Origin of the sequence: Bacillus sp. Marseille-Q3570 (genome assembly GCF_946151055.1) — a bacterium.
Classification (GTDB): Bacteria; Bacillota; Bacilli; order Bacillales; family Fictibacillaceae; genus Pseudalkalibacillus.
Map to the genome: position 1 here is coordinate 68,622 of NZ_CAMGYZ010000015.1, position 23,566 is coordinate 92,187.

Below are 23,566 nucleotides of genomic sequence, written 5' to 3' on the forward strand. Positions count from 1 at the left end.
AGGTGATGAAAATTGTGCAATAGCACTAAAGGATATGACTTTATTTCTAGATCGATATTTACGGGATTTCCTTATTTATAGAATTTCAGTTATTATGGTAGGAGGCAGAAGTTTTTTAGGAGGTTCAAACAGATGAAACAAGAATCACAACAATTTTTACATGAGTTGCTCTCAACTCCTTCTCCATCAGGGTTTGAAATGAAAATCCAAAGGAAATGGATTGATTATGTTCAATCATTCGCAGATAAAATTGAAACTGATCATATCGGAAATGCCTATGGTGTCATCAATCCAGATGCTCCATTCAAAGTATTGATCGCCGGACATTGTGATGAGATCGGCTTTATGATCAATCGGATTGATGAAAGCGGTTTCTTGCATTTCACTAAACTCGGAGGTATCAGCCACAAACCTGCAATCGGAATGAAGGTCGAGATCCTGGGCAATCAGCAGACCATTACTGGTGTCGTGGGTGTAAATGCTGAACATCACGGTGGAATTAAAGATGAGTATGGCTTTGAAGATCTATACATAGATTGTGGTGCACGAAGTAAAGAAGAAATTGAAAAATTCGTGCAAATTGGTGATTTGGCAATTTATAAACGAGAAACGGAGTTCCTTTTAAATAACAGGATCAGCGGTCGTGGTCTTGATAACCGCACTGGTGCGTTCATCGTAGCAGAAGTTTTGAAGAGACTATCCAAAAAGAAACCTGAAGTCGGTGTCTATGCGGTCAGTACAGTAAATGAAGAAACGAACCTGGGGGGTGCCTATTTTGCAGCATCACAGGTTCTGCCAGACTTTGCCCTTGCTGTTGATGTAACCTTTGCAACTGATTATCCAGGTGTGAACAAGAATAAGCATGGTGACATCCGCCTTGATCATGGCCCTGTTCTTGCTAAGGGAGCGCCTATCCATTACAAATTGAACAGCATGCTTGAGGAAACCGCACGCAAAAACAAAATCGATGTTCAATATGAACTTACACCGCGGGTGACAGGTACAGATGCCGATCGGATGAGATTGACTGGTAAAGGAGTTCCGGTTGCACTCGTCTCCCTCCCCCTCCGTTATATGCATTCGCCAGTTGAAACCGCAAGTCTTCAAGATATTGAAGATGAAATCACATTGATCACAGAAATGATCGCTTCGCTCAGTACAAACGAAAACTTGAACCCGCTTGATTGATAAAGAAAACTTGGGCTTTGCCAAGCCTTAGCCCAGGCCGATCTATAGTTGCCCTTGAAGAAAGTATTTAAATGGAATGAAAAAAAGGAGATATGCCGGTATACGGTACATCTCCTTTTTTTAAATCATTTGTATAATAATTTTCGGATTTTTTCAGAAACCTGTTCATAATACGGTCCGTCATTTGGGACAAAATGGGTCTGGTCTACCGTCATATTCACTGGAACTTTCATACCAGAAGGATCTAATTTATATCCATCAACTTGTAACGATTGACCTTTCCCTGAACAAAACTCGTGGAATGCATTGAATTCGGCCTTTACAATCCCGGACACTTCTTCTTCTTGGAGAGTGAAATCATCTAAGTTCATTAGCTTATCATATAAAAATACGTGTGCAATTTCTTTGTCAATCATCCCTTCAGTAGTAATACATGATTCAATTTCCCCGACTGTTTTCAACTCATCCAGGGTAACGTCTATCCCGATTTCTTCATTTACTTCACGAATGCCGTCTTCGATCGTTTCGTCGGCTAATATATGACCAGCTGCTGTTATATCAAGCAAATTCGGATAATCTTTCTTCTGATTGCTACGTATTTGTAAAAAGATATAATACTGGCTACTGATTAAGCTGGTGATCCAGCAATGGAAGGTTTCATGCCAAAACCCAACCCGATGAACTTCTTCTCTGGTTGCGACACCTAAAGGATTTCTCTGATCATCATATATTTTCAACAGTTCTGATTCCAATACATCCCCTCCACTTCTCTTTCATATAACTTTAAAGGGAACAGCTGAATGATTTTTCGTTCTATATCCATAGTTTGACAAAGTTATCCGATAACCCTCTTTTGTAGAGAATAAACGTTTAAATGGGCTGTAAGAAAGGAATGGTAGTGGTAACAAGCCAAACAAGAGGGGTGATAAAAATGAAAGAACGAAAAACCTACTATGTGTCGCCTAAAGGTGATATTCTCCCGATCAAGACAGATCAAAGTCTTCAACTATTCGAGATAGAAGCTACTGAAAATGAACTGAACCAATTCAAGGTTGCTGTAGAAGAATTCAATGCTTCAGAAGATGTTGAAAAAGAAGATTTTTGGAACCTCACCCATTTTAAAGAGAAGGAAGTAGATGAAGACAGAAATGTAACCTATGGTAAAATACTTGAAGTTTATAAGTGGATCTATACACTTGGAACTTCTAAAACGAAGCTGGAAATTGAAAGGATGAACATACTCCCGTCTTTAGACCAAAAACCTAGCTTTAAATGACAGGAGTTGTGTATTTTAACCCACAGTGGCAAATGAAAAAGGGACAGTCCTAAAGTGCCGAAGCCTCCCCAAACATTGATCCAAAATGTTATGTTAGAGGTGAATGGCACTTTTCTTTTAGGACAGGCCCTTGATCGTTCTTCATAATTTCTCCCATGGTTTCTCTGTTCCGAATTTCATGGCTAGCTGTTTGCTTTCATCTCTCCTCTTTCTTCGTCTTTCCGCACGTTCTGGCGCCCCTTCGAACAACCATTTTTCCTCTTCTGATTCAGGTATGACATTCGCTATTGGCGTTGGATTCCCCTTTTCATCGATTGCAACGAATGTAAGAAAAGATAAAGCACATAGCTTCCTTTCACCCGTCAACAGGTTCTCCGAAATGACTTTCACGAATACTTCCATCGAGGTCCTGTGAGTCCATGAAACGAAAGCTTCAAGACAAACAGAATAACCTTCCTTGATCGGATGTAAAAAATCGACGGAATCGCTTGATGCTGTGACAACGTTTTTTCTTGCATGTCGAGTTGCTGCAATTGCGGCGACATCATCAATATACGCCATCAATTTACCACCGAACAAGGTTCCGTGGGTATTCGTATCTGGAGGAAGCACATGACTACTTTTAACTGTTCTGGATTCGCTGACTTTCTTAGCTTCTACGGTCATAATACATGCTCCTTATGATTTGAATTCATATGACTATCATTTACGCGGTTATCATATCTCATACATGATACACCATGCAACAAAATAAACTATTGCTACTAATTCAAGCCAACCATCATCAAGATACTAGAAATAAACATGAACATATTCCCTCTCAATTTCAGTGTTTATTCTTGTATTCTTTTTCGAGACTCTTTAAGATTTCTTTTATTACTAGCTTTTGATTTTTTTTATTATTAGTACGGTACGTGAAATTTTATTTATATGTCACTTTGATTTTCACACCTTGCAATGATCTTTCCTTAGCTACTTCATTATGTTTCTTTGTTGATGCTGAACGTTCACTGAGTGGTATACTATGTGCTCCATCATAATAATCAGGATCGATGAGCCGTACTTTTTTCCGTACATGTAGACTGTAGTCTTCTCTATCTTCCGAGACGTTTAATACTTGAGCCAGTTTATTCAACTCTTTTTTCACTTCACTATCTCCACTTTTCTTCAAAAAACTTAATAGCTCTTCATCAGTATTGAGAAAATCATCTTTAACTATAATTGCTTTTTCAAGTGCGATTTTTAGAATGTTGGCCATTTGGTGGTTGCCGTAAACATTTAGGGGATGCAGGAAAAAATCGAGGACCTCTTTATAATAGGTCTGGACAAACCACTCACCGGCACGAATCGTTGTCACATGTATTTTTCCCTCTATGACAGCCAAATCATTCAAGAAAGAATCCACTTCCAATTTGTAATCTCACCATATTCGTATAAATCCCGTAACGTATAATCAATACGATCAGCACATAAATGCGGAGCAGACTGTTCTAGGATAGACCAATTCGATTCATCCAAGATCTCTTTCACATCGTATCCATGTTTGGAGAGTACTGCCGGTATGTCAGATTCCTGGATGATCTTATCTTTGATTCGTTCATGATAATCTTCATCTCGTATTTTCAAAACCTGATCAACCACATGTGAAAAAGTGGTATGAGAGACATCATGCAGGAGAGCCGCTAATTGTTCTCCAATACTTCCTCCAAGTTTACGGATAAGCAGCATGACTCCAACCGAATGGTCAAACCGCGTATTGTTCCACTTAGGATTGACCAGATAACTTGCTCCATTTTGATGGATATTTTTTAAGCGCTGTACAGCTTTTGTACAGATCAACTCTTCAAATACCGGTTCTAACGAAAAACTTCCATATAATGGGTCTTCTATGTCCAAACAAAATCCCTCCTTTTACAGCGTATTTACATAAAAAGTGCCAGACCCCTTAAATAGGAGTCAGGACACTTTTTTAGAAATAGTATATTCTTAGAAGCAGATTTGTAAAATCAGATCTCATTCCGATCATATATCATGAAGTAATAGTCATAAGGATTTTTTTCGTCTTTGATTCCTTTTTCTTTTGATTTCAATTTCCACTTTGATTCATCAAGTTCTGGGAAATATGTATCACCCTCAAACTCTTCGTCAATATAGGTTAAATAAATCCTGCTAGCTTTCTCTAACACTTGTTTGAAAATTTCAGCGCCTCCAATGACGATCAATTCTTCGCCATCTTGGCGGAGGGCCTCATCGAGCGAATGGGTTACGACACAACCTTCTGCTTCATAGTTCTTATCGTTCGTGACGATTACGTTTTTCCGATTCGGCAAAGGCTTACCGATCGATTCATAGGTTTTTCTCCCCATTATGATCGTATGTCCACTTGAAACCCGCTTGAACCACTTCAGATCTTCAGGCAAGTGCCACGGTAAATCATTATCTTTACCCATCACCCTGTTCTTTCCCATTGCAAGCAGTAATGAAATCATACAGACACAGCTCCTTTGATATGAGGATGAGGGTCATAGTTTTCCAAAGTGAAATCTTCAATTTTGAAATTAAAGATGGACTTCACTTCAGGATTGATCTTCATAATAGGTAGGTCTCTTGGTTCCCGTGATAATTGCAAATCTACTTGTTCGAGGTGGTTCAAATAGATATGAGCATCACCGAAGGTATGCACGAATTCCCCTGGTTCCAGATCACAAACCTGTGCAATCATCATCGTCAACAAGGCGTAAGAGGCTATGTTGAATGGAACCCCTAGAAATGTGTCAGCTGATCTCTGATAGAGCTGACATGATAGTTTTCCTTCTGAAACATAGAATTGAAAGAGACAGTGGCACGGTGTCAATGCCATTTCATCAAGTTCTCCTGCATTCCAGGCATTGACGACTAACCTTCTTGAATCTGGATTCTTCTTGATTTCCTCAACTACTCGTGAAATCTGATCGACTGTCCCTCCATCCGGCTTTGTCCACGATCGCCACTGTTTACCATACACCGGTCCAAGATCGCCGTTTTCATCTGCCCATTCATTCCAGATCCGAACGCCGTTTTCTTGGAGATACTTCACATTCGTGTCCCCTTTCAAAAACCAGAGCAGTTCATGGATGATTGACTTCAAATGTAATTTTTTCGTCGTGAGCAGCGGAAATCCTTTTTGCAGATCGAATCGCATCTGAAAACCGAATACACTGATTGTTCCAGTCCCTGTCCGATCTTCCTTTTTCACACCATTCTCTAAAATATGACGGCACAGTTCTTTATATTGTTCCATCTTACCCCTCTCTTTCAATCAGGCTGTCTCAATTATAGCAGAAGACAATTTTAAGGGGAAAAAGAAAACTTGGTAAAGCTGAGCCTTTGTTGTTGATTTAAATAAAGTCGTTGATCGCTTCAGGATGCTCGCTTTCCACGGGGCGTGCGGTGAGCCCCCTCATCCCCTTGCGACCTCAGGAGTCTACTTTTCAAGGAAGCATTTGTGCTCCTGCGCCTACGAGAAAGTCCTGTCGAAGCGAGCTTCCTCGTCGCATGCCATACAAGGAGATTATTCAGGTAGTAGGCACGCTGATCCCGCAGGACAAGGAAAGCTTCGGCAACGTTACATCGCACGAAGTAAATGCGATTTTCCTTTTCAAGGAGTCTCGCATCTTGATTTCAATCAATTTGCTTGACTCAAAAGAACACTCTTTTAGAAAAGAACCAAAAGAAAAGAGGCTGGGATATAACTCTAACTGCCAACAGAAGAGACGGACTATAAAATATAATGGATAAAATGAATGACGAAAAGTAAAGGATGTCGAGGAAGCGGAACCTTCATTCATTGCTCATTAAAGAAAACCCGGACAACGTTAAATTGTATGACCATTTGCATTAGAATTTATAACCTTCCAGAATCCCCTGTATGTTTGCAAATCGACCTGCATATTAACTATCAATTTAATATGTGCTTTGTTGTTAAAATACGAAAGTCATCAAGATTTTTAAAGTTAATATGAGGTACGCCAAAATTGTACTTAGATACAAATTTGAAGTCATTCAACAAACGGGCAGCATTGTTGAAGAAGGAATGCAATGACTTAACGGACAGGAGAGCCGTTATTTGTGACAAAATAGCCAATTTCAGTGTGCTAACGGACACCAGAGACGTTATTCGTAAAAAAGTCGATTGTTTTTGTTGATTTTGGAGCAAATAAGGTCTCCTGTGTCCGTTAGATTTTATAAAAACAAGTCGTTCATAAAAATAAGGTCCTCTGTGTCCGTTAGGTGTTAAAATAAGTCATTCTTTCTCGATCGGGGGACTTTAGTTTAATAAGCCCGGAATAAAAATATAGCCGCACATCAATCCGTTGAAGGTTGATGGTACGGCTCATTAATAATCAAATACTTTACGAAACATAGTGCGTTCATCTATGCATTTACATATGCAATTTCTTACGTAAATTAAAAAATCTTTCGGGTTTACTATTGAACTACATTCATTTGTAAAAGTCTCTTATTCGTCGATTAGTTGGTTTTCGGTTGGGTTGTTGCAGGTTCATCTTCAAGCGGGATTTGAATCAGGTTACCTGTTCCTGTCGCTTTAGGCATCTTGCCATCCCACTTCTGGATCCACATATATTGGATCACTTCTGGTGTCATCGATTCATTGATGATATTGTTATATTCAGCTGTAGCTTCAGCTTCTATCTTCTTCTTTTCAGCTTCAGCCTCTGCGATTTTAAGTTCAGTCTGTTTACGTTCAAGCTCTTGTGAAGCTTTCACCCTTGCATCAATCGCTTCTTGCGTAGAATCATCAGGTTTCGGTACACCAATTGTCAAATCATCGATGATGAAACCAAGATCCCCGACGTCTTCTGAAAAGACTTTCTGAACTTCCATACCAGCAGCTGATGACTTTTGACCATAAGTATCAATTACGGAGAAGTTCGCAATAGCTTTACGTCCTGCGTCCCAGAGCCTTGTTCTCAAATAAGTCGATTCAATCTCTTCAACTGGTACCGGACCGAATTTATTGAACAACTCGACGACCTTATCCGGCTGTATGCTGTAGTTGTAAGCGAAGTCCATGGTTATGTTCTTCCCGTCTGATGTCGCTACCTGGATATCCTGATATTCGACCGTCTGCATACGGATCGGGTATTCGGTGATCTTATCAAAAAGTCCGACAATGTGCCAGCCTTGCCCAAGAGTATCTTCCTGAACTCCTCCATTTGGACTGTAAACAACACCGACATATCCATTCGGAATACGTTGGATGAAAAAGGTCGCTATGACGACAACCAGAGCAATCGTTATCCCTACGATCACTCCGCCGATAATTTTCCGGTTATTTTTCTTTTTTTCCGGCATCTGTACTGTTTCCATTCTCTGTCTCCCCCCAAAAGTTCTTATATTTCTTGGCAGCTTTCCCTACCTTTGTATATGTCGGTGACAACAATAGCCATAGACCAATGCATAGTAAAATCACAACAATGACTGATCCAATGAATACCTTCATGTCATCCCCTCCTATCACTAATGATTACGTATCAATTACAAAAAGGTTTCAAAAATGTAACGAAAAAATCATATTCCTTCCCCATGTTATTCGTACAACAAAAAAATAAGCACCCAATGAGGCATGCTTATTTCGAAAGCTGATTTCAACTCATCCAATTTGGAGGGGTATTCCTGTCCCAATAGATGCTTCCTAATTCATGGTGAGAAGCAAAATCATCACGGGCATCATGATAATGGAATGAAAACCAGTGGCCTTTTCCTGGCGGATTCTCCCGGCGGACATGGAGTCTGAAAACATCCATCCCTGTTGCTTCATTTTTAATATGGAAAATCTTCTCGCCTTTCCCTTTGGTAGGACGATCGCTGATCATCAGGTTTCTCATCGTTTCCTCATCCAATTCAGAACTTAAATAGGTGATCGTTTCTTCTATTTTCGGAAGAATCACAGAACGGAATTCTTCCCCCCGTCTTGATTCGATACGCTCACCGAATTTCTGTCTGGTTTGTTCTGTTGCCTGGATGACAGTATACGTTACGAATGCTTCTTGAAGATCCTCTGTTTCTTCATATGTAGCTGCGATTTCCTGCCATGGCATGGTATGGAAATCAGGTTCAGGATCGTTTTCTATTTGCGGACTAGTAATTGTATTTGTTTCTAAGTAATTTTCTGCTGATTCCGTATTTGTACTTTTATCACTATCCGCAAGAAGGTGCGGAGGAGGTGAAACGGTTCCAAGTGTGAATACAGTAATCAAGACGACGAGCGTTTTCCTCAACCAAACAGGCATCTCAACCAACCTCAGTCTCCAGTGATTTTTCGTATCTTCATTCTCTCATAAAATCAGGCATAAAAGACGCTATAACTATGAGAAAATTGTGAATGTATATCCCCTGAATACTTTATTCGATATCGATCATTGACCTCCTGCATTGACTTTTTCATCTTTCCAATAAAATTCAGTGAATACTTCTGCGAAAGCAGATAATGAACGTTGAATCTCATCCAGGTTATTATCTACTCCGCCTACCTCGATCAAAGCTGCTCGATCAGACAGGTCTTGATTGTACACACCGTTCCCCTGGCTTTTGTTTTTCTTAAAGACCCCACGGCTTAGTCCTGGATACTTGTCTTCTAAGAGCTCGTGTAGTTCTCGTGCCAATTGCTCGTTTCTTTCATAATTCGGGTTTGCTTCCCCTATGACAAACATCAGTTTGGCGTAATTCTCCCCATTAATCTTAGCAGTCGTTTTATCTTTCCTGAGTGAATCCCGATGCAAATCAAAAGAAAATGTGATGTCTTGGTTTCCAGTGACTGCTGCCTCTACGATTTCTCTTGAGAGCTTGTATGCGTTGTTCGTATTCCAACCACGGTCATTCAATTTTTGACCGATATTCGTTTTATCCTGCTGGACGCCGATGCCTCGCTGTTCCAGCTCTTTCGCCAGCATTCCGCCAACCCGGATCATATTCGCTTCAGGATTCGAAGTATGTGCGTCATTCGGAACTTTCGCATCCTTCAATAAAGGCAGGAAAGATTCGTAGGAATGGGATTGATAAAGATATACGACTTTCTTTCCATTAGTGGTCAGATCAGGTTCAGGTGTATTCGGCGAGTCTTCCACTTTCAGTTTTTCTTCGGCAACTTCACGTTCTTTCAATAAAACATCCAACGGAGGTGCAGATTCAATAGGAATAGTTGTGTAATCTGTCCCTTCACCGGCAACGATGATTTCTGTATCGAAAATCGCAAACCCTGGAAGTTCCCTGCCTAGTAAAGAGCGGATGTCTCCAGGTTTGATATTCGTTGCCAGTTCAAAGGATAAACTCTGTATGGATGGTGGCTGGTATGAGTTCGGCAGACCTTGTTCGAAATATGGATTGACGGTCCCCATGAATGTAACCAATTGTTCAGTTGAGAAGATGTGTAATGTTCCCTTCAATGAACTGGATTGGAACCTTTTTTCAAAAAAGGAGGAGGCGAGGACTGAAACTGTTAAGAATAAAATGAATACAATGGCAGAAAAAAACAGTGCACGTTTCAAAAACGTTTCATTTTCAGGCTTTTTCCATCTATTTAAAAGGCGGTTGCTCTTCTTCATTTATAATCCGTCCCTTCGATACCGTGTCATATCCTATGAATATGTACAAGCAGCAAAAAATAGAAGTTATTTTTACTGAGACGGACCATTTTTGATAGAACGCAAAAAAACCGTGTCAACATTGGCTGACACGGTTTTTTCTTCTCGTCATTCTTAATTTTTTTCATACTCATTTAATAGATTTTCAAGCGTTTGATAGGATAATTTCGCATAGTCATTATCATCATTCACTAGTTTCGCCATTTGATCCTTAATCGATTTGATCAACGAAAAGTCGTAATCCGGCACTTCATCCTCAAACGGTTTGATACTTGATAACGGGACTAGCGCTTTTTCAGTATGGGCAAGAGCCTTTCTCTCATGAAAAAGCTGTACGTCGACTTGATTCGGCGCATGCAAGTCACCTTGCCTGGGATGAGCTAATACCGCTAAGATTTTCACGACAGCTTTATCCAGTTTCGGCTTGAAATCAATGACTTCACCTACATAACGACCGGTCTTGTAGGATGCTGTAACTTTATCTCCGATTTCTATCGTCATGGTAACCACCTTTCTGATCAGGTTGTAAGATACACGTCCTTACATTCATCTGAACAACAGTTTTGATAACGTTCACGGCATGGTTCACAGGCAATATGAAGTTTATCGCATTCATCGATCGGACAATTGACGAACTGTTCCGAATCTTGACCGCAATGCAGACATTTCCCAACTACTTTTTTATCCTCAGTACGGTTAATGTCAACGGTCATCCGGTCATCGAATACGAAACACTTCCCATAGAAGTTGCTTCCTTTCGTTTCCGTGTCTTGTCCATATTTGATGATTCCGCCGTGTAACTGGTTCACATCCTTAAATCCTTCACGTACTAAATACCCTGAGAATTTTTCACAACGTATGCCACCTGTGCAATAGGTCAAAATCTTCTTATCTTTTTTATCCGCCAGGTTTTTATTGATCCATTCAGGAAGATCACGGAATGCTTTGATGTCAGGGCGTATTGCATTACGGAAATGCCCGATGTCATATTCATAATCATTCCTTGCATCCAGGATGATGACATCTTCATTCTCCATTGTTTCCTGCCAATCTTTCGGTGAAAGATAGGTTCCTGTCACTTCATTCGGGTTAAGGTCATCCTCAAGTTTCAAGGTAACAATTTCGTCCCTCGCTTTTACAGAAATTCGTTTGAATGTGTGGCCTTCTGTCTCTTCTTGCTTGAATTCCATATCTTCAAAACGGGAATCCTTACGGAAAAATTCAATGTAGGCTTCGGTCTGTTCCAACGTACCAGAAACCGTTCCATTGATCCCTTCTTTTGCAACCAGAACTCGTCCCAATACACCAAGTTCCTTGCAAAACTTCAGATGCTTCTTCGCAAAGTACTCCGGGTCATCGATGGGCACATATTTATAAAAAAGCAAAACTTCATACTTGTTTTTTCCTTCTGACATGACACTCACCTTTTATCAATTCGTTTTCCAAACTATATCTTACCAGAAATCGACCTTTTTATGTAATCATACATATTCAGTCCATAATTCTAAAAATCAGTAAGAAAGCATCATAAGGAAATCATTCGAACTGAAAAAAGAGAATGACCCGTAAGTCATTCCCTCCACTCCTTCTATATCTATTTTGCAAAAATATGCTTTCCAATTTGGACGATCTGTTCACGAGACCAGATCCAATCGGAAGTTGCAGTTTTCGGGTTGAAATAGAATGTGGCACCCTTCGATGGATCCCACCCTCTGATGGCACTGTATACTGCTTTATATGCATGAGCATCAGGTGTTGAGTAGTACTGTCCATCTGCTACTGCTGTAAAAGCCAGATCTTCAAAAAGAACTTCTTTTACATCATTCGGGAATTTGGATGAATCGAGACGGTTCATGATTACTGCTGCTACCGCTACTTTCCCTTCAAAAGATTCTCCACGCGCTTCTCCGTGGACCATTTGCGCCATCATTTGAATTTCATCTACAGTGAAAGTTTGATTGTAGAGTTTTGCAAATGTTCCATTTCCAGCAACTCCATCCGCTTTGATACCATTTGCTTTTTGGAAACGGATGACAGCATTTTTCGTGGCAGAACCGAATACACCATCAACTTTACCTTTATAGAAACCTAACTGTTGCAAACGATGCTGTACATCCCACACATATCCTTGTGAATCACCTATTTTTACGGTTTTAGAGTGAGCACTTGCTTCTTGTGTAGGTAATGTTGCTATCGTACCTGCAGCAAATACAACAGCTAATGTAACTTTCAATAGCTTTGTAAACATAATTACACCTCCTTGAAAAGTGTACGCCACTAAGTTTAATAGGGACTTATGACTCACACAATAGGAGGTCAAAGGTATTAGAAGAATTATTTTCCATTATAATATGGATCAGCTGCAAGTAAAAAAGAGCAGCACGACACTGCTCTTTCAATCAGCCAGATTCAATATTTTCGTCAGTTGATCAGGTTCGAATCCTGTAAGTACCTGATCACCGATGACTATTGTCGGTGTAGCCATCGAGTCGTACTTCTCAATCATTTCGTCCCTTGCCTTATCGTCTTCTGCAACGTTATATTCTTCAAAATCTACATTATGATGTGAAAGAAACTCTTTCACGACATGACATGGCGGTCAGGAAGGCTGGGAATATACAATTACTTTTTGTCGAGACATACGAACAACTCCTTAAATTTTTCTTTTAGATTTTAATGTTGTTTCTTCACAAAAAAATATCTGGGCGAAATTCACGACACTCCAGCGGGGAAAAGAGACCCAAGCGAGACCCGAAAGCCATGTTTTTCAGTTAACGGATTTGGACAACTTGGTTTCAGCTAGAGTAGAGCGTGGTTTGCAAATCGCCCGTGGAAAGGGAGTGAATTTCACATGTTCAATCAATAATTTAAATCCTAATTTAAAAATAGCAACTGTGAATGCCAACTGCAAATAGTATGCTTCTAAAAAAGCTCATTCTATTCTGTATAAATAAATTTTAAGAGGAGACTTCTCATTTTCGAACGTTTTTTCGAAAACCAAATCAATCTCCTTATGGTTTTCAATCGGTAATGCTGAAAACACATAATTGCCGCCAAGTTCTTTCAATGCTTCAGTATTGATATCCAGTTGTTCAAGTGTTCTATCGCTTTTTTTCGTAAAGAAGTAGTGTTTGCCTAAATCACTGACATACATATACAACCTGCTTCCCCACGTATCAAAGTAATTTTCCAAAACAGGACTTTCCTCCAATTCCGAAGCGATCACCTCTCGAAATTGGTGTTTATAAAAAAGCGGAAAGCTGACATTATACGTATCTAATGTGTAAAAACCGTTGTATTGAGCGATTGCGGGATGTAGTCCGACACTGACAACACGATACTCAGACTGCTCCTCCCCTATGTACTTCTCAATATCAGCAAACAATGAGGATGAATAGAATTCGTTGAACGTCGGGGTCGCGGTTTTTTCATATTTGAACTCTTCTCCTGTCTGAAAAAGAATCACACTTTGGTAAATGATCAGTATCCCGACGAACACCTTACCCAACTTGACATGCTTCCATATGATCCCCAGGGCAATGCCGAAGCCCAGGTACCAGAATAATGGACTTAGAAAATGGACCCTGGCAAAGTTGAACGTGTTCACCAGCATGAATTGATCCTTCAACACTCGCAGTCCTTCCCAATACCATATTGCATAAAATGCTGACAACAGCACATTCACAACCACTGCCAATATCATATGGTATGGAATGAATTTCTTTGTAAATCCGACTGCTAAAGCGACAAGGACAGTAGGTAGTATGAGTGTCTTGTGAAACGTCCAATCATGCGTATGGGCATTCAAAAAATCATGGATGAACAGTTCATATACACCTTTCAGATCTTTATGCCCCAGATTGAATTCATTGCGATGCGGAATATGCTCCTCATTGAAAAGGACCGAATCGATCAAAAGATAGTTTTTCACCAGGAAGATGGAAGTCATAGCAGCTATTGCTGTAAAGAACAGCCCGTTGAATCGTCTTGTACGATACAAGTCCCACAACCAAAGTAAACCGATTCCGGCAAGGAAAAAGATGAACGTCAAAATGAAGCTAGAGTGAAATGGGATCAGCAATAACAAAACCCAATTGCGCTTCGGCGTTTCTTTTCCAAGCTTACGGATCGTCAAGAAAAGATGGAAGGCTAAAGGTAATCCGGCAATAGACAGAGCACCTGATGGCCAAAATGGCAGCAAAGCAAAACAGAGTGCTACCCCGGAAGAAAGCCATTTCGTACCATTCCCACCTTTTAAAAAATGTGAATTCAATAATTTATACATCCCGTAAAACGCAACAAATCGCATGATCGTCTGATTGATGACATAAGCTGTGAATGGTTTGAACATGATATACAGCCAGACCATCGCGTCCAAACTGGATGGCAACGCGTCTCTCGGCAGTCCGTTGATCACATTCGGGAGTGTCCCATCCAAAGAGAATATCAGATTGCTTTCTGAAAGCAACTTGAACCATACAATGTTCGAATCCATATTATCATGGAGCCTGATATGTGTATCTTGTCCAAGAATATAGTAGGGAGATAGAAAAACGAGCAATATAACACAAGGAATCCAAATGTGTTTATATTTCATAGTAACTGTGAATACGTTCGACCACATGTTCTAAAGCCTCATCTCCCATTCCATAATAAAGAGGTAAGCGCAAAATTTTTTCGCTTTCCGATGTCGTATATTTGTCTTCACCAAAGAACTCGCTGTATGTCTCCCCAGCATTTGTCGGATGTAATGGTACAAAATGCGGTACTGCCATGATCCCTTGATCATCCAAATACTCTCTCAGCCGGTCGCAATCATCACTCTTGTCTGTTTTTATATAGAACATATGGGCGTTATGTCCACAATCTTCCGGGACATGAGGCGTTGAGATCAAGTTCCTAACTGCCAACGGTTGAAGTCCCTCTTTGTAGTGTTCCCAATATCGGAGCCTTTCCTCATTGATCAAATCGGCATTTTCAAGTTGTGCATACAAATAAGCAGCATTCAGATCACTCAATAAATACGAGGAACCGACATCCTGCCAGGTGTACTTATCAACCATTCCTTTTAAAAACTGAGAACGATCTGTTCCTTTTTCCTGTATGATTTCCGCATGTTGAATCGAATTGACACTATTGATGATCAGTGCGCCACCTTCTCCGCACGTGTAATTTTTCGTCTCATGGAAACTGAACGTGCCGAAGTGACCGATCGTACCCAATGGCCTCCCTTTGTACGTGCTTAACAATGCTTGGGCTGCATCTTCTATGACCCAGATATCATAATTGTTTGCAATGTTCATGATTTCTTCCATATCACAGGCAACTCCTGCATAGTGGACGACGACAATCGCCTTCGTTTTCTCAGTAATTGCTTTTTTGATCATCGTAGGATCAATGTTCATCGTATCTGGGGAGATATCAACGAACCTGATGGTCGCTCCTCTAAGCACAAAAGCATTTGCAGTTGAAACGAACGTATAAGAAGGCATGATTACTTCGTCACCTTCCTGGATGTCTGTCAACAGAGCAGTCATCTCTAGAGCATGTGTGCAAGAGGGGGTAAGCAGAGCTTTTTCGCAGCCTAGACGGTTTTCCAGCCACTCTGTGCACTTTTCCCCAAACTCTCCTTTTCCAGATAGCTTTTGATTGCGTATTGCTTGTTGGATATAAGCTTCTTCGTCTCCTGTTACACATGGTTTATTGAATGGAATCATCGTTACCACCTCATAAGGATTGACTAGTTACTATTATTCCGATCACAATCAGAGACAAACCGACCACTTTATGGACTGTGACGGGTTCCTGGAATAAAAATACCGAAAGTAGAAATACAAGAACAAACGATAGACTCATGAAAGGATATGCATAACTGATATTGAACTTTGTCATCGCCGCCATCCAAAAAAGGGAGGCAATGAACGCAGAAATGAATCCCGAAAAGATCAGCGGGTCGAATAATAGCTGTAACAGGAATATCAGCTTATCCTTCCAACCTACAGGCAAAGACCCGAATTTTCCGATTCGCCATTTTAAGACTAGTTGTCCATACACTGTAAAAAAAATCGTCCCGAAAATATAGAAATACCCCATCATTCTTCCTCCGGTGCGGGTCCATTCAATTTATGATAGACATCGAATGTACGGGTCAATTTAAATCCAAGAGATAGGAATAAATTCAAGGATGGAAGGTTCGCCGCCGAGATAGAGGTTTTCAAATGAGAGTAACCTCCAAGTTCGAACTGTGCCTGACAAGCCTTTTGGATCATATATTTGGTCAAACCACGCTGCATGAATTCTTTCTTTAAACCGATCAATAGTATTTTCTCGTCTTCATATGCATAGAATGCGGCCATTTCACCTTCATAAGATAAAAAGAAAACTTGATCTTTATCGTAGAGATCCTTTACCCAATTCGCGTATCTCATGTTTGCCATCTTAGAAGGAATGTGGAAATCCCGATGGAATCTTCCGTATGTGAAAACTTCCTCTGCAATCTTCATGATGACTTCAAGATCTCCTACCCTGGAGACCCGGATATTTTCATGATCATAAGATTTCAGTTTATCCTTGCTGCATACCGGTTCAATCATCGTATCTGTATAGTAGAAGCCATGTCTCACAATCGACTCCTTATTTTCCAGCGGATCGACTTTAAGTGTGAAATGTCCATTTACTTTTTCTGCTTCTTCAAGCGCCTCCTCAGACGAAGCGGTCAGTTCATAGGTATCTATTCCGAAATTCCTTTTATCCCAAGGCGTTTCTTTGATAAATCTGGCCATCCCATCACCTCCTGTCCTTTCCATTATCAAATCCTTCTGTTTTGTTTTGGATGAGATACAACGGACGGCCCTTCGTTTCATTGAATACCTTACCAATATATAAACCGAGAATACCAAAATTGAAAAAAATCAAACCTCCGATGAAATAAAGGGAAACCATCACGCTTGTCCACCCCTGTACGGGCACTGAAAGGAAAAAGTAACGGATGAACAAAAAGAGTCCGTATAAAAAAGAGCCCAATGAAATTAAAAATCCGAATTGGATTGATAGTCTCAGCGGTTTGTTCGATTGCGAGATGATCACATCAGTTGCTAATATGATCAGTTTTTTCAAATTATAAGAGCTCTTTCCTTCTTTACGGCAGTTGTGTTCGATTGCGACAGTTGCCGTCTTGAATCCCATCCACTTGATGAATAGCGGGAATAAACGATTCTGTTCCCTCATCCTTCGGAAACTATCAATAACGTTTTTCGAACTGATGCTGAAATTGGCGATTGTATGATCGGATGATTGATCTGTGAGATAGTCATAGACTTTATAAAACATCTTGGATGAAAGCCTCTTTAAAAACTTGTCTTGACGTACAATTCGTTTTCCAAATACGACCTCATAGCCTTCTTTCGCTTTTCCATAGAGTTCTTTAATGTTCTCTGGACGGTCCTGCAAATCACAATCCATAACGACGACCCAATCCCCTGATGTATGATCAAGCCCGGCTGTGATTGCATGATGTTGACCAAAATTCCTCGATAGATCAATCCCTTTGATTCTTTCATTTTCCTCACTTAGTCTTTTGATTGTATTCCAAGCATCATCTGGACTTCCATCATTGACCATGATGATTTCATATTCTGTGCCAATCTCATCAAGCGTCTTTTTCAAACGTTTGCTTAGCTCGTCCAAGCACATTTCACATCCGTAGACCGGAATGACTACAGATATCAAATCTTCACCTTTTCCCATTTACGGCTGTACCACTCCACAGTAGATCGCAATCCTGAATCCAACGCCATGTTTGGTTTCCACCCAAGGGATTGGCGGATTTTCCGATCATCTACAGAATATCTAAGGTCATGGCCCGGACGATCTTCTACAAACGTAATCAAGTCTTGGAAACTTGTAATGGATGCTTGGTCTAATCCATCAGGTTTCATTTCATTGAGGATCAAACAGATCTTCATCGTCAAATCCAGGTTGGTCCATTCGTTACCGCCACCAATATTGTAACTTTCCCCTGCAGTTCCCTGGTGATAGATAAGGTCAAGGGCTCTGCAATGATCCTCGACATACAACCAATCTCTGATGTTTTGACCATCTCCATAAATCGGAATCGGTTCTAGTGACAATGCTTTTGACAAGATTGTCGGAATCAATTTTTCATTGTGCTGCCGCGGTCCATAATTATTCGAACTGCTGGAAATGACTACATTCATCCCATGGGTATGGCTGAAACTCTTGACAAGCATGTTCGCGCTCGCTTTTGACGCACTGTAAGGGTTTCGTGGATCATAAGGAGTCTCTTCGGTGAACTGGTCTGTTTCGTTCTCGAGAGACCCATAAACTTCGTCCGTCGAAATATGATGGAATCGTCGTTCAGACAATTCCCCTTTTTCTTCCCAGGACTGTTTTGCAGCTTGAAGAAGATTAACAGTCCCTACAACATTCGTAATAACAAAAGGGCTTGCATTTTCAATCGAATTATCGACATGGGATTCCGCCGCAAAGTGGATGACCCCTGTAATATCGTGTTGAGCAAAAACATCACTGACAAGTCGGAAATCCGCAATATCACCTTCAATGAACTGATAATTGGGATTCGTTTCTATCTCGTGAAGGTTAGCAAGAGAGCCAGCATACGTCAGTTTATCAATATTGATAATCTGGTAATCAGGATATTTTTCCGGTATATAATGAATGAAATTCGATCCGATGAATCCAGCGCCCCCCGTTACAAGGAGAGTTTGTTTTCCGTCAGTCATTTTGCACCAACCCCAATATAGGATTTTGATCGATTGAATCCCAATATTGTTGCGTGTGTTTCCTTTGCGCAATTTCCAACAGATATTGACCGTAGTCGGTCTTTTTCATAGCTTCGCCTTTCTCCCACAATTCCTCTTTTGTGATATATCCTAGATAAAAAGCGATCTCCTCAAGGCATGCAAGCTTGAAACCTTGCCGCTGCTGTATGTTTTTCACAAATTCAGAGGCTTCGAACAAAGCGTCATGCGTTCCAGCATCCAGCCATGCAAATCCTCTTCCTAATAATTGGACATGCATCTTGTTTCTCTTCAAATACTCTTTATTGACATCTGTGATTTCCAGCTCACCTCGTTGTGAAAAATTAAGCCTTTTCGCTATATCAACGACTTTATGATCATAGATGTATAATCCCGTCACTGCGAAGTCCGATTTTGGGTCGTCAGGTTTTTCTTCAAGTGAAACGACTTTTTGGTTCGAGTCGAATTCAACGACACCGAATCTTCTTGGATCCTTCACCCTATATCCGAAAATCGTAGCATGTTCATGGTTGTTTATCGCTTGCCTCAATAGATTGGTGAATCCTTGACCGTAAAAAATGTTATCTCCTAGAATCAACGTCACATCATCATTACCGATAAAGTCTTCACCAATGATGAACGCTTCAGGGATTCCGTTCGGTTCAGTTTGTACACGATAGGTAAGAGTGATTCCTAACGATGAACCGTCACCGAGCAACTTTTCAAACCGCGGTTTATCCTCCGGGGTACTGATGATCATCACTTCTTTAATACCCGCCAACATCAAGATCGATAACGGGTAATAGATCATTGGCTTATCGAACACTGCCAGCAGATGTTTATTAATGCTGTCGGTGCTTGGGGACAACCGGGTTCCGCTGCCTCCTGCTAGAATGATTCCTTTCATGTAAACCCCTCCATCCAATCGTCTTATAGATCTTGGTGGAATCTCATGGTGATTTTTTCAAGATATAAATTTGTTTCCTTTCCCGAAATACTTTTAAACCTACCTTTCCGTTAAATTTTGTTTACTTATTGTAATAATTCGTCATCCAATAAAGAAAACTGGGTAAAGCCAAGCTTTGGCGCAGGCTGAGCCTTAGTTGCGCTTATACTGAAGAAAGTATTTTTATACTTTCTTCAGTGCAAAAAAACCCGGATGTGGAATATATAGAAAATTCCATCAACCGAGTTGATTTTTTGTATTGGTTCTTGAAAGCTGGTACCTCACGACCCGCAAGTCTCCCCAGATCCTTGCAGTGGGATTTCGACTGGATTGTTTTGCCCGCACGAGTTTTTAGAAAACGGACTTTGTAAAAATACATGGAAAAAGTAACCTATTTGGGTCAAGCCATTTCTTTCGTTCTGAGCATGAATACTGACCCTGTTATCAGCAGAAAGATGAGAACCGAGGTCACTCCCATTGCCCCTAAAAGTTCTCCAGGGACTGTGCCTGTATTGATTGCATCCATGATATATTCAGACAGCCTGTTCGGACTCCAAACAAGATACCTGGAGAAAATCTTTGTGACGATGCTGGATAAGATAATCGTAATGAACGTCAAAAATGCCACTGCTCCTGAATTCTTTACGAGTGTATTCATGAACATCGAAATGGAAACGACGAATAGTAGCCAGAAGCTATAGAAACCCCATACTTGTAAAAATTGTTGGAATGACAGCGCTCCAAATAAAATATTCGTATAATACCAACTCATCAGCAAGCCACAGGTTAGAGAAACTAGCACAAGAAGGGATGTCGCGGACCACTTCGCAGTGATATATGTACGATATTTGACGGGCTTGACTAAAACAAGCTCTGCAACCCCGCTTCTTCGTTCACGTGCGATCAATCCCATCGTCATCAATACAATGATCAACACACCAAGTTGACTGAACTGGCTAAGGCTGGCCATGATGATATCTTCTGGCCTGTACTGTGGCAGATTCAAACTTGCTCCTTCCGGTAGACCGCCTGTCGCCTCAAGGATCTTCGGTAAGTAATACATACTGATCGGGTCCATTACGCCAAGTAAAATGAAAACGATTGGAACCCAAATCCATTTGAAATTCCGCCAATTCTCTAAATTTTCACGTCGAAAAACCGCCAACCATTGCATCATTTCTGCACCACCTTCATGAACATGTCCTCTAAGGTTGTATGAGCAAGCTCAAACTTCGTGAGCGGTAATCCCTGATTTTTCACAACCTCCAGGATTTCCTTCCGCCCTTCATCTAGGTCCGAAACAAAAACATGCAAGCATTCTTTGTTCATTTCCACTCGTTCAACAGAATCCAACTGTGTGAATGTTTCAGAATAACGCTCCGTAGACTCCGCAAAGCATAAGTCGATTTTATCTACTTGGTGTTTGCTCCTAAGTTCGTGTATACTTCCAGCCTCCAAAATCTCACCATGATGCATGACGAGCAATTCATCACTGATCTCTTCGGCATCATTAAGGATATGAGTCGAAAAAAGGAGAGTCGTATGTTCTTTCAACTTCTCCATCAGGGTCAATACTTCACGCCGGCCGATCGGGTCCAATGCTGATACCGGTTCATCAAGCATAAGCAACTTCGGTTCATGAATGAGCGCTTGAGCAATCCCAAGACGCTGCCTCATACCTCCAGAATATTTTTTTATCCTCTGATCAGCAGCATCCGATATCCCCACAAGTTTTAACATTTCGTCTGCCTTACTGGAGGCCTTAACTTTTGGAAGATAGGCTAGCTGCCCGACGTATATGAGGAATTCCTTCCCTGTCATCCATTCATGGAAGGATGGATATTGCGGCAAATAGCCAATATGACGACGAATATCTTTCGTGTCATCCAATCCCTCGAACATGATCGACCCAGAAGTAGGCCGGATCAGTCCTGAAAGCATCCGGAGTGTTGTCGTTTTTCCGGCACCGTTCGGCCCTAGAAGAGCGACACACATCCCTGGATTAAGTTTAAAATCAACATTTTTCACAACATGTTTGCCATCAAATTGTTTGTTTAAATTACGTACTGTTATCATTGACATATCAGTGCTTCCTTCCAATTAGAAAATAAAGTATTGGACCGAATGGGTTTATTATTAAAATAATGAGTAGCCACATCCATCGAGGACCATTGGTCTCCTTCGTCCGAAACCAATCAAACAACGCAAGTCCAATAAGGATCAGTTCAATGATCAATATCGGTAAAATCAGTTCCCATCTAATGACGTCCACATCAATACCCCCTATTAAATTGTCTCTTATATATACGATTGAAAAAGGATTTGGATTCAAAAAATCGAGGCTGTGAATTTTGTTCTAAAGAATACCCGAACAATTTGTCAATAAATGAGGGCTGCTTCGTCAACATCCTTCGCTTTCCGCGGGCACGGCCACAGCCTCCTCAGAACGCAAAGAACCGCTTTCTTCCAGGATCTTCGACTCTCTGCTGTGCCCGCAGGAGTCTACGGATGTTCCTACGCTTTTCGTCTTTCATTTTATCCAGTGTATTTTATTGTTCGTCTTTTCTATTGGCAGTTTTAGTATTGTTCCAGCTCATCAATTTGAAAAAATTAAGGCTTTTTAGGCATTACCTCCAAATTAAATCTTTAATAAGGTGTATGCGGTCATTATCTCTACGCTACAATTTTATAATCATCTCTACAACTCAGGAATTATTTCAATTACACCTAAAAAAGCACCGCCATTCGTGGCAGTGCTTTGTATCTTATGCTTGTTGTTCAGTTGGTTTTTCATAGCGGTTGCGAGGGTGTTCACGACATTCGTCTGAACATGAACGCATGTGCTTTTCTTCACACTCGTGACATGCTACGTGTTGAAGGTTACACTCCGGGTTCGCACAATTTACGTATCGATCCTCAGGTTTACCGCAATAATAGCATTTTCCGACTACCTTCTCTTCCACGCGGTTGATCGGTACTGAAATACGCTCATCGAAGACGTAGCACTTTCCATCGTATAGTTGTCCTTTTGTTTTCTCGTTTTTGGAATAATTGATAATTCCACCGTGTAACTGGTTTACGTCTTCAAAGCCTTCATTCTTCAAAAAGCCGGAGAACTTCTCACAGCGGATTCCGCCTGTACAGTATGTGAGGATCTTTTTCCCTTCAAAATTCTCACGGTTCAGTTTGATCCAATCAGGAAGCTCGCGGAATGTCGTAATATCTGGTCGGATTGCACCTCTGAAGTGCCCGATGTCATATTCGTAATCGTTACGAGCGTCGATGATGACGACATCGTCACGTTGCATCGCTTCATAAAATTCCTCGGGTTTCAAATGTTTACCTGTTGTGACATTTGGATTGATTTCTTTTAGAAGACCAGAGTTCACAAGTTCAGGTCGATAACGTACGTGCATTTTCTTGAATGCATGTCCATCTGCTTCATCTATTTTAAACTCGATGCCTTCGAACCTTTCATCGTCAAGCAAGGATTGCATATACGCGTCTGTCTGTTCAACAGTTCCGGATACTGTACCGTTGATCCCTTCATCCGCAATAAGGATTCGACCTTTCAAGCCGAGATCTTTACAAAATTGCAGATGCTCATCCTTGTATTGTTCGGCATTTTCTAGTTCAGTGTACTTGTAATAAAGTAATACTCGATATGCTTTTGTCATGGTTGATCACCTATTCCTTTGATATTGTATTGCAGGTACAACACCAGTTACAACGT

24 protein-coding genes and 2 pseudogenes are annotated in these 23,566 nt (G+C 40.7%); 2 read left to right on the plus strand and 24 right to left on the minus strand.

Annotation, left to right across the window (positions count from 1 at the left end; all coding sequences use genetic code 11):
• Positions 1 to 132: 132 nt before the first annotated feature.
• Positions 133 to 1,188, plus strand: coding sequence for a M20/M25/M40 family metallo-hydrolase (locus N8M93_RS18380; protein ID WP_261134103.1), 1,056 nt, complete (start codon positions 133 to 135; stop codon positions 1,186 to 1,188).
• A 125-nt stretch (positions 1,189 to 1,313) separates the two neighbouring features.
• On the opposite strand, the gene N8M93_RS18385 is transcribed toward N8M93_RS18380, so the two are convergent.
• Positions 1,314 to 1,940 carry an NUDIX domain-containing protein gene (locus N8M93_RS18385; RefSeq protein ID WP_261134104.1) on the minus strand — a complete coding sequence of 209 codons (627 nt, stop codon included), beginning with the start codon at positions 1,938 to 1,940 and terminating at the stop codon, positions 1,314 to 1,316.
• A gap of 179 nt (positions 1,941 to 2,119) precedes the next feature.
• Between N8M93_RS18385 and N8M93_RS18390 the strand changes: the two genes are divergently transcribed.
• Entirely contained in the window at positions 2,120 to 2,464 is a 345-nt protein-coding gene (locus tag N8M93_RS18390; RefSeq protein ID WP_261134105.1) for a hypothetical protein, read from the plus strand.
• A 141-nt stretch (positions 2,465 to 2,605) separates the two neighbouring features.
• Here N8M93_RS18390 and N8M93_RS18395 read toward each other — a convergent pair whose 3' ends face one another.
• The 23 genes and pseudogenes from N8M93_RS18395 to N8M93_RS18505 form a co-directional block, all read right to left on the minus strand.
• A complete protein-coding gene (locus tag N8M93_RS18395; protein WP_261134107.1) occupies positions 2,606 to 3,130 on the minus strand; it encodes an acyl-CoA thioesterase in 525 nt (174 codons plus the stop codon).
• A gap of 256 nt (positions 3,131 to 3,386) precedes the next feature.
• Positions 3,387 to 4,360: pseudogene (locus tag N8M93_RS18400) on the minus strand (HD domain-containing protein).
• A gap of 110 nt (positions 4,361 to 4,470) precedes the next feature.
• The gene (locus N8M93_RS18405; protein WP_261134109.1) at positions 4,471 to 4,953 is read right to left on the minus strand and encodes a dihydrofolate reductase; all 483 of its coding nucleotides are present in this window, start codon (positions 4,951 to 4,953) and stop codon (positions 4,471 to 4,473) included.
• Entirely contained in the window at positions 4,950 to 5,744 is a 795-nt protein-coding gene (locus N8M93_RS18410) for a thymidylate synthase (protein ID WP_261134110.1), read from the minus strand. The genes N8M93_RS18405 and N8M93_RS18410 overlap by 4 nt, the downstream gene beginning before the upstream one ends.
• A gap of 1,229 nt (positions 5,745 to 6,973) precedes the next feature.
• The gene (locus N8M93_RS18415) at positions 6,974 to 7,834 is read right to left on the minus strand and encodes a prohibitin family protein (protein ID WP_396125696.1); all 861 of its coding nucleotides are present in this window, start codon (positions 7,832 to 7,834) and stop codon (positions 6,974 to 6,976) included.
• Positions 7,797 to 7,967 carry a hypothetical protein gene (locus tag N8M93_RS18420; protein ID WP_261134111.1) on the minus strand — a complete coding sequence of 57 codons (171 nt, stop codon included), beginning with the start codon at positions 7,965 to 7,967 and terminating at the stop codon, positions 7,797 to 7,799. The genes N8M93_RS18415 and N8M93_RS18420 overlap by 38 nt, the downstream gene beginning before the upstream one ends.
• A gap of 145 nt (positions 7,968 to 8,112) precedes the next feature.
• Positions 8,113 to 8,757 carry a YpjP family protein gene (locus N8M93_RS18425; protein ID WP_261134112.1) on the minus strand — a complete coding sequence of 215 codons (645 nt, stop codon included), beginning with the start codon at positions 8,755 to 8,757 and terminating at the stop codon, positions 8,113 to 8,115.
• 126 nt (positions 8,758 to 8,883) lie between these two features.
• Entirely contained in the window at positions 8,884 to 10,068 is a 1,185-nt protein-coding gene (gene spoIIP / locus N8M93_RS18430) for a stage II sporulation protein P (protein WP_261134114.1), read from the minus strand.
• Between the two features lie 153 nt (positions 10,069 to 10,221).
• Positions 10,222 to 10,608, minus strand: a complete 387-nt coding sequence (locus N8M93_RS18435; RefSeq protein ID WP_261134116.1) for a kinase-associated lipoprotein B — start codon at positions 10,606 to 10,608, stop codon at positions 10,222 to 10,224.
• 17 nt (positions 10,609 to 10,625) lie between these two features.
• Complete coding sequence (locus tag N8M93_RS18440; RefSeq protein WP_261134117.1) at positions 10,626 to 11,522, minus strand: rhodanese-related sulfurtransferase; 897 nt, start codon at positions 11,520 to 11,522, stop codon at positions 10,626 to 10,628.
• Between the two features lie 179 nt (positions 11,523 to 11,701).
• The gene (gene sleB, locus N8M93_RS18445) at positions 11,702 to 12,355 is read right to left on the minus strand and encodes a spore cortex-lytic enzyme (RefSeq protein WP_261134118.1); all 654 of its coding nucleotides are present in this window, start codon (positions 12,353 to 12,355) and stop codon (positions 11,702 to 11,704) included.
• A 147-nt stretch (positions 12,356 to 12,502) separates the two neighbouring features.
• Positions 12,503 to 12,694, minus strand: a pseudogene (locus N8M93_RS18450) (glutaredoxin family protein); the annotation flags it as partial.
• A gap of 345 nt (positions 12,695 to 13,039) precedes the next feature.
• Positions 13,040 to 14,731 (minus strand): DUF6044 family protein, encoded by a 1,692-nt coding sequence (locus N8M93_RS18455; RefSeq protein ID WP_261134120.1) that lies wholly within the window; start codon positions 14,729 to 14,731, stop codon positions 13,040 to 13,042.
• Positions 14,694 to 15,824: a dTDP-4-amino-4,6-dideoxygalactose transaminase gene (rffA, locus tag N8M93_RS18460; protein WP_261134121.1), complete on the minus strand. Its 1,131-nt coding sequence runs from the start codon at positions 15,822 to 15,824 to the stop codon at positions 14,694 to 14,696. The genes N8M93_RS18455 and rffA overlap by 38 nt, the downstream gene beginning before the upstream one ends.
• A gap of 10 nt (positions 15,825 to 15,834) precedes the next feature.
• Positions 15,835 to 16,200: an EamA family transporter gene (locus N8M93_RS18465; protein ID WP_261134122.1), complete on the minus strand. Its 366-nt coding sequence runs from the start codon at positions 16,198 to 16,200 to the stop codon at positions 15,835 to 15,837.
• A complete protein-coding gene (locus N8M93_RS18470) occupies positions 16,200 to 16,889 on the minus strand; it encodes an N-acetyltransferase (protein ID WP_261134123.1) in 690 nt (229 codons plus the stop codon). Before N8M93_RS18470 ends, N8M93_RS18465 begins: the two co-directional genes overlap by 1 nt.
• Before the next feature lie 4 nt (positions 16,890 to 16,893).
• Positions 16,894 to 17,853, minus strand: coding sequence for a glycosyltransferase family 2 protein (locus N8M93_RS18475; RefSeq protein WP_261134124.1), 960 nt, complete (start codon positions 17,851 to 17,853; stop codon positions 16,894 to 16,896).
• Positions 17,832 to 18,869 (minus strand): dTDP-glucose 4,6-dehydratase, encoded by a 1,038-nt coding sequence (gene rfbB, locus N8M93_RS18480; RefSeq protein ID WP_261134125.1) that lies wholly within the window; start codon positions 18,867 to 18,869, stop codon positions 17,832 to 17,834. The genes N8M93_RS18475 and rfbB overlap by 22 nt, the downstream gene beginning before the upstream one ends.
• Positions 18,862 to 19,794 (minus strand): glucose-1-phosphate thymidylyltransferase RfbA, encoded by a 933-nt coding sequence (gene rfbA / locus N8M93_RS18485; RefSeq protein WP_261134126.1) that lies wholly within the window; start codon positions 19,792 to 19,794, stop codon positions 18,862 to 18,864. The genes rfbB and rfbA overlap by 8 nt, the downstream gene beginning before the upstream one ends.
• 439 nt (positions 19,795 to 20,233) lie before the next feature.
• Positions 20,234 to 21,010, minus strand: coding sequence for an ABC transporter permease (locus N8M93_RS18490; protein WP_261134127.1), 777 nt, complete (start codon positions 21,008 to 21,010; stop codon positions 20,234 to 20,236).
• Positions 21,007 to 21,915 carry an ABC transporter ATP-binding protein gene (locus tag N8M93_RS18495; RefSeq protein ID WP_261134128.1) on the minus strand — a complete coding sequence of 303 codons (909 nt, stop codon included), beginning with the start codon at positions 21,913 to 21,915 and terminating at the stop codon, positions 21,007 to 21,009. The genes N8M93_RS18490 and N8M93_RS18495 overlap by 4 nt, the downstream gene beginning before the upstream one ends.
• A 1-nt stretch (position 21,916) precedes the next feature.
• Positions 21,917 to 22,105 (minus strand): PLD nuclease N-terminal domain-containing protein, encoded by a 189-nt coding sequence (locus tag N8M93_RS18500; RefSeq protein WP_314728308.1) that lies wholly within the window; start codon positions 22,103 to 22,105, stop codon positions 21,917 to 21,919.
• A gap of 493 nt (positions 22,106 to 22,598) precedes the next feature.
• The gene (locus N8M93_RS18505; protein WP_261134129.1) at positions 22,599 to 23,510 is read right to left on the minus strand and encodes a rhodanese-related sulfurtransferase; all 912 of its coding nucleotides are present in this window, start codon (positions 23,508 to 23,510) and stop codon (positions 22,599 to 22,601) included.
• Positions 23,511 to 23,566 lie beyond the last annotated feature (56 nt).

Bases quoted from the DNA above. Each gene is read 5' to 3' on its own strand.
- N8M93_RS18380 (WP_261134103.1), top strand. From the start codon at position 133: ATGAAACAAGAATCACAACAATTTTTACATGAGTTGCTCTCAACTCCT.
- N8M93_RS18390 (WP_261134105.1), top strand. From the start codon at position 2,120: ATGAAAGAACGAAAAACCTACTATGTGTCGCCTAAAGGTGATATTCTC.
- N8M93_RS18395 (WP_261134107.1), bottom strand. From the start codon at position 3,130: ATGACCGTAGAAGCTAAGAAAGTCAGCGAATCCAGAACAGTTAAAAGT.
- N8M93_RS18405 (WP_261134109.1), bottom strand. From the start codon at position 4,953: ATGATTTCATTACTGCTTGCAATGGGAAAGAACAGGGTGATGGGTAAA.
- N8M93_RS18410 (WP_261134110.1), bottom strand. From the start codon at position 5,744: ATGGAACAATATAAAGAACTGTGCCGTCATATTTTAGAGAATGGTGTG.
- N8M93_RS18415 (WP_396125696.1), bottom strand. From the start codon at position 7,834: ATGGAAACAGTACAGATGCCGGAAAAAAAGAAAAATAACCGGAAAATT.
- N8M93_RS18420 (WP_261134111.1), bottom strand. From the start codon at position 7,967: ATGAAGGTATTCATTGGATCAGTCATTGTTGTGATTTTACTATGCATT.
- N8M93_RS18425 (WP_261134112.1), bottom strand. From the start codon at position 8,757: ATGCCTGTTTGGTTGAGGAAAACGCTCGTCGTCTTGATTACTGTATTC.
- spoIIP (WP_261134114.1), bottom strand. From the start codon at position 10,068: ATGAAGAAGAGCAACCGCCTTTTAAATAGATGGAAAAAGCCTGAAAAT.
- N8M93_RS18435 (WP_261134116.1), bottom strand. From the start codon at position 10,608: ATGACGATAGAAATCGGAGATAAAGTTACAGCATCCTACAAGACCGGT.
- N8M93_RS18440 (WP_261134117.1), bottom strand. From the start codon at position 11,522: ATGTCAGAAGGAAAAAACAAGTATGAAGTTTTGCTTTTTTATAAATAT.
- sleB (WP_261134118.1), bottom strand. From the start codon at position 12,355: ATGTTTACAAAGCTATTGAAAGTTACATTAGCTGTTGTATTTGCTGCA.
- N8M93_RS18455 (WP_261134120.1), bottom strand. From the start codon at position 14,731: ATGTGGTCGAACGTATTCACAGTTACTATGAAATATAAACACATTTGG.
- rffA (WP_261134121.1), bottom strand. From the start codon at position 15,824: ATGATTCCATTCAATAAACCATGTGTAACAGGAGACGAAGAAGCTTAT.
- N8M93_RS18465 (WP_261134122.1), bottom strand. From the start codon at position 16,200: ATGGGGTATTTCTATATTTTCGGGACGATTTTTTTTACAGTGTATGGA.
- N8M93_RS18470 (WP_261134123.1), bottom strand. From the start codon at position 16,889: ATGGCCAGATTTATCAAAGAAACGCCTTGGGATAAAAGGAATTTCGGA.
- N8M93_RS18475 (WP_261134124.1), bottom strand. From the start codon at position 17,853: ATGGGAAAAGGTGAAGATTTGATATCTGTAGTCATTCCGGTCTACGGA.
- rfbB (WP_261134125.1), bottom strand. From the start codon at position 18,869: ATGACTGACGGAAAACAAACTCTCCTTGTAACGGGGGGCGCTGGATTC.
- rfbA (WP_261134126.1), bottom strand. From the start codon at position 19,794: ATGAAAGGAATCATTCTAGCAGGAGGCAGCGGAACCCGGTTGTCCCCA.
- N8M93_RS18490 (WP_261134127.1), bottom strand. From the start codon at position 21,010: ATGATGCAATGGTTGGCGGTTTTTCGACGTGAAAATTTAGAGAATTGG.
- N8M93_RS18495 (WP_261134128.1), bottom strand. From the start codon at position 21,915: ATGTCAATGATAACAGTACGTAATTTAAACAAACAATTTGATGGCAAA.
- N8M93_RS18505 (WP_261134129.1), bottom strand. From the start codon at position 23,510: ATGACAAAAGCATATCGAGTATTACTTTATTACAAGTACACTGAACTA.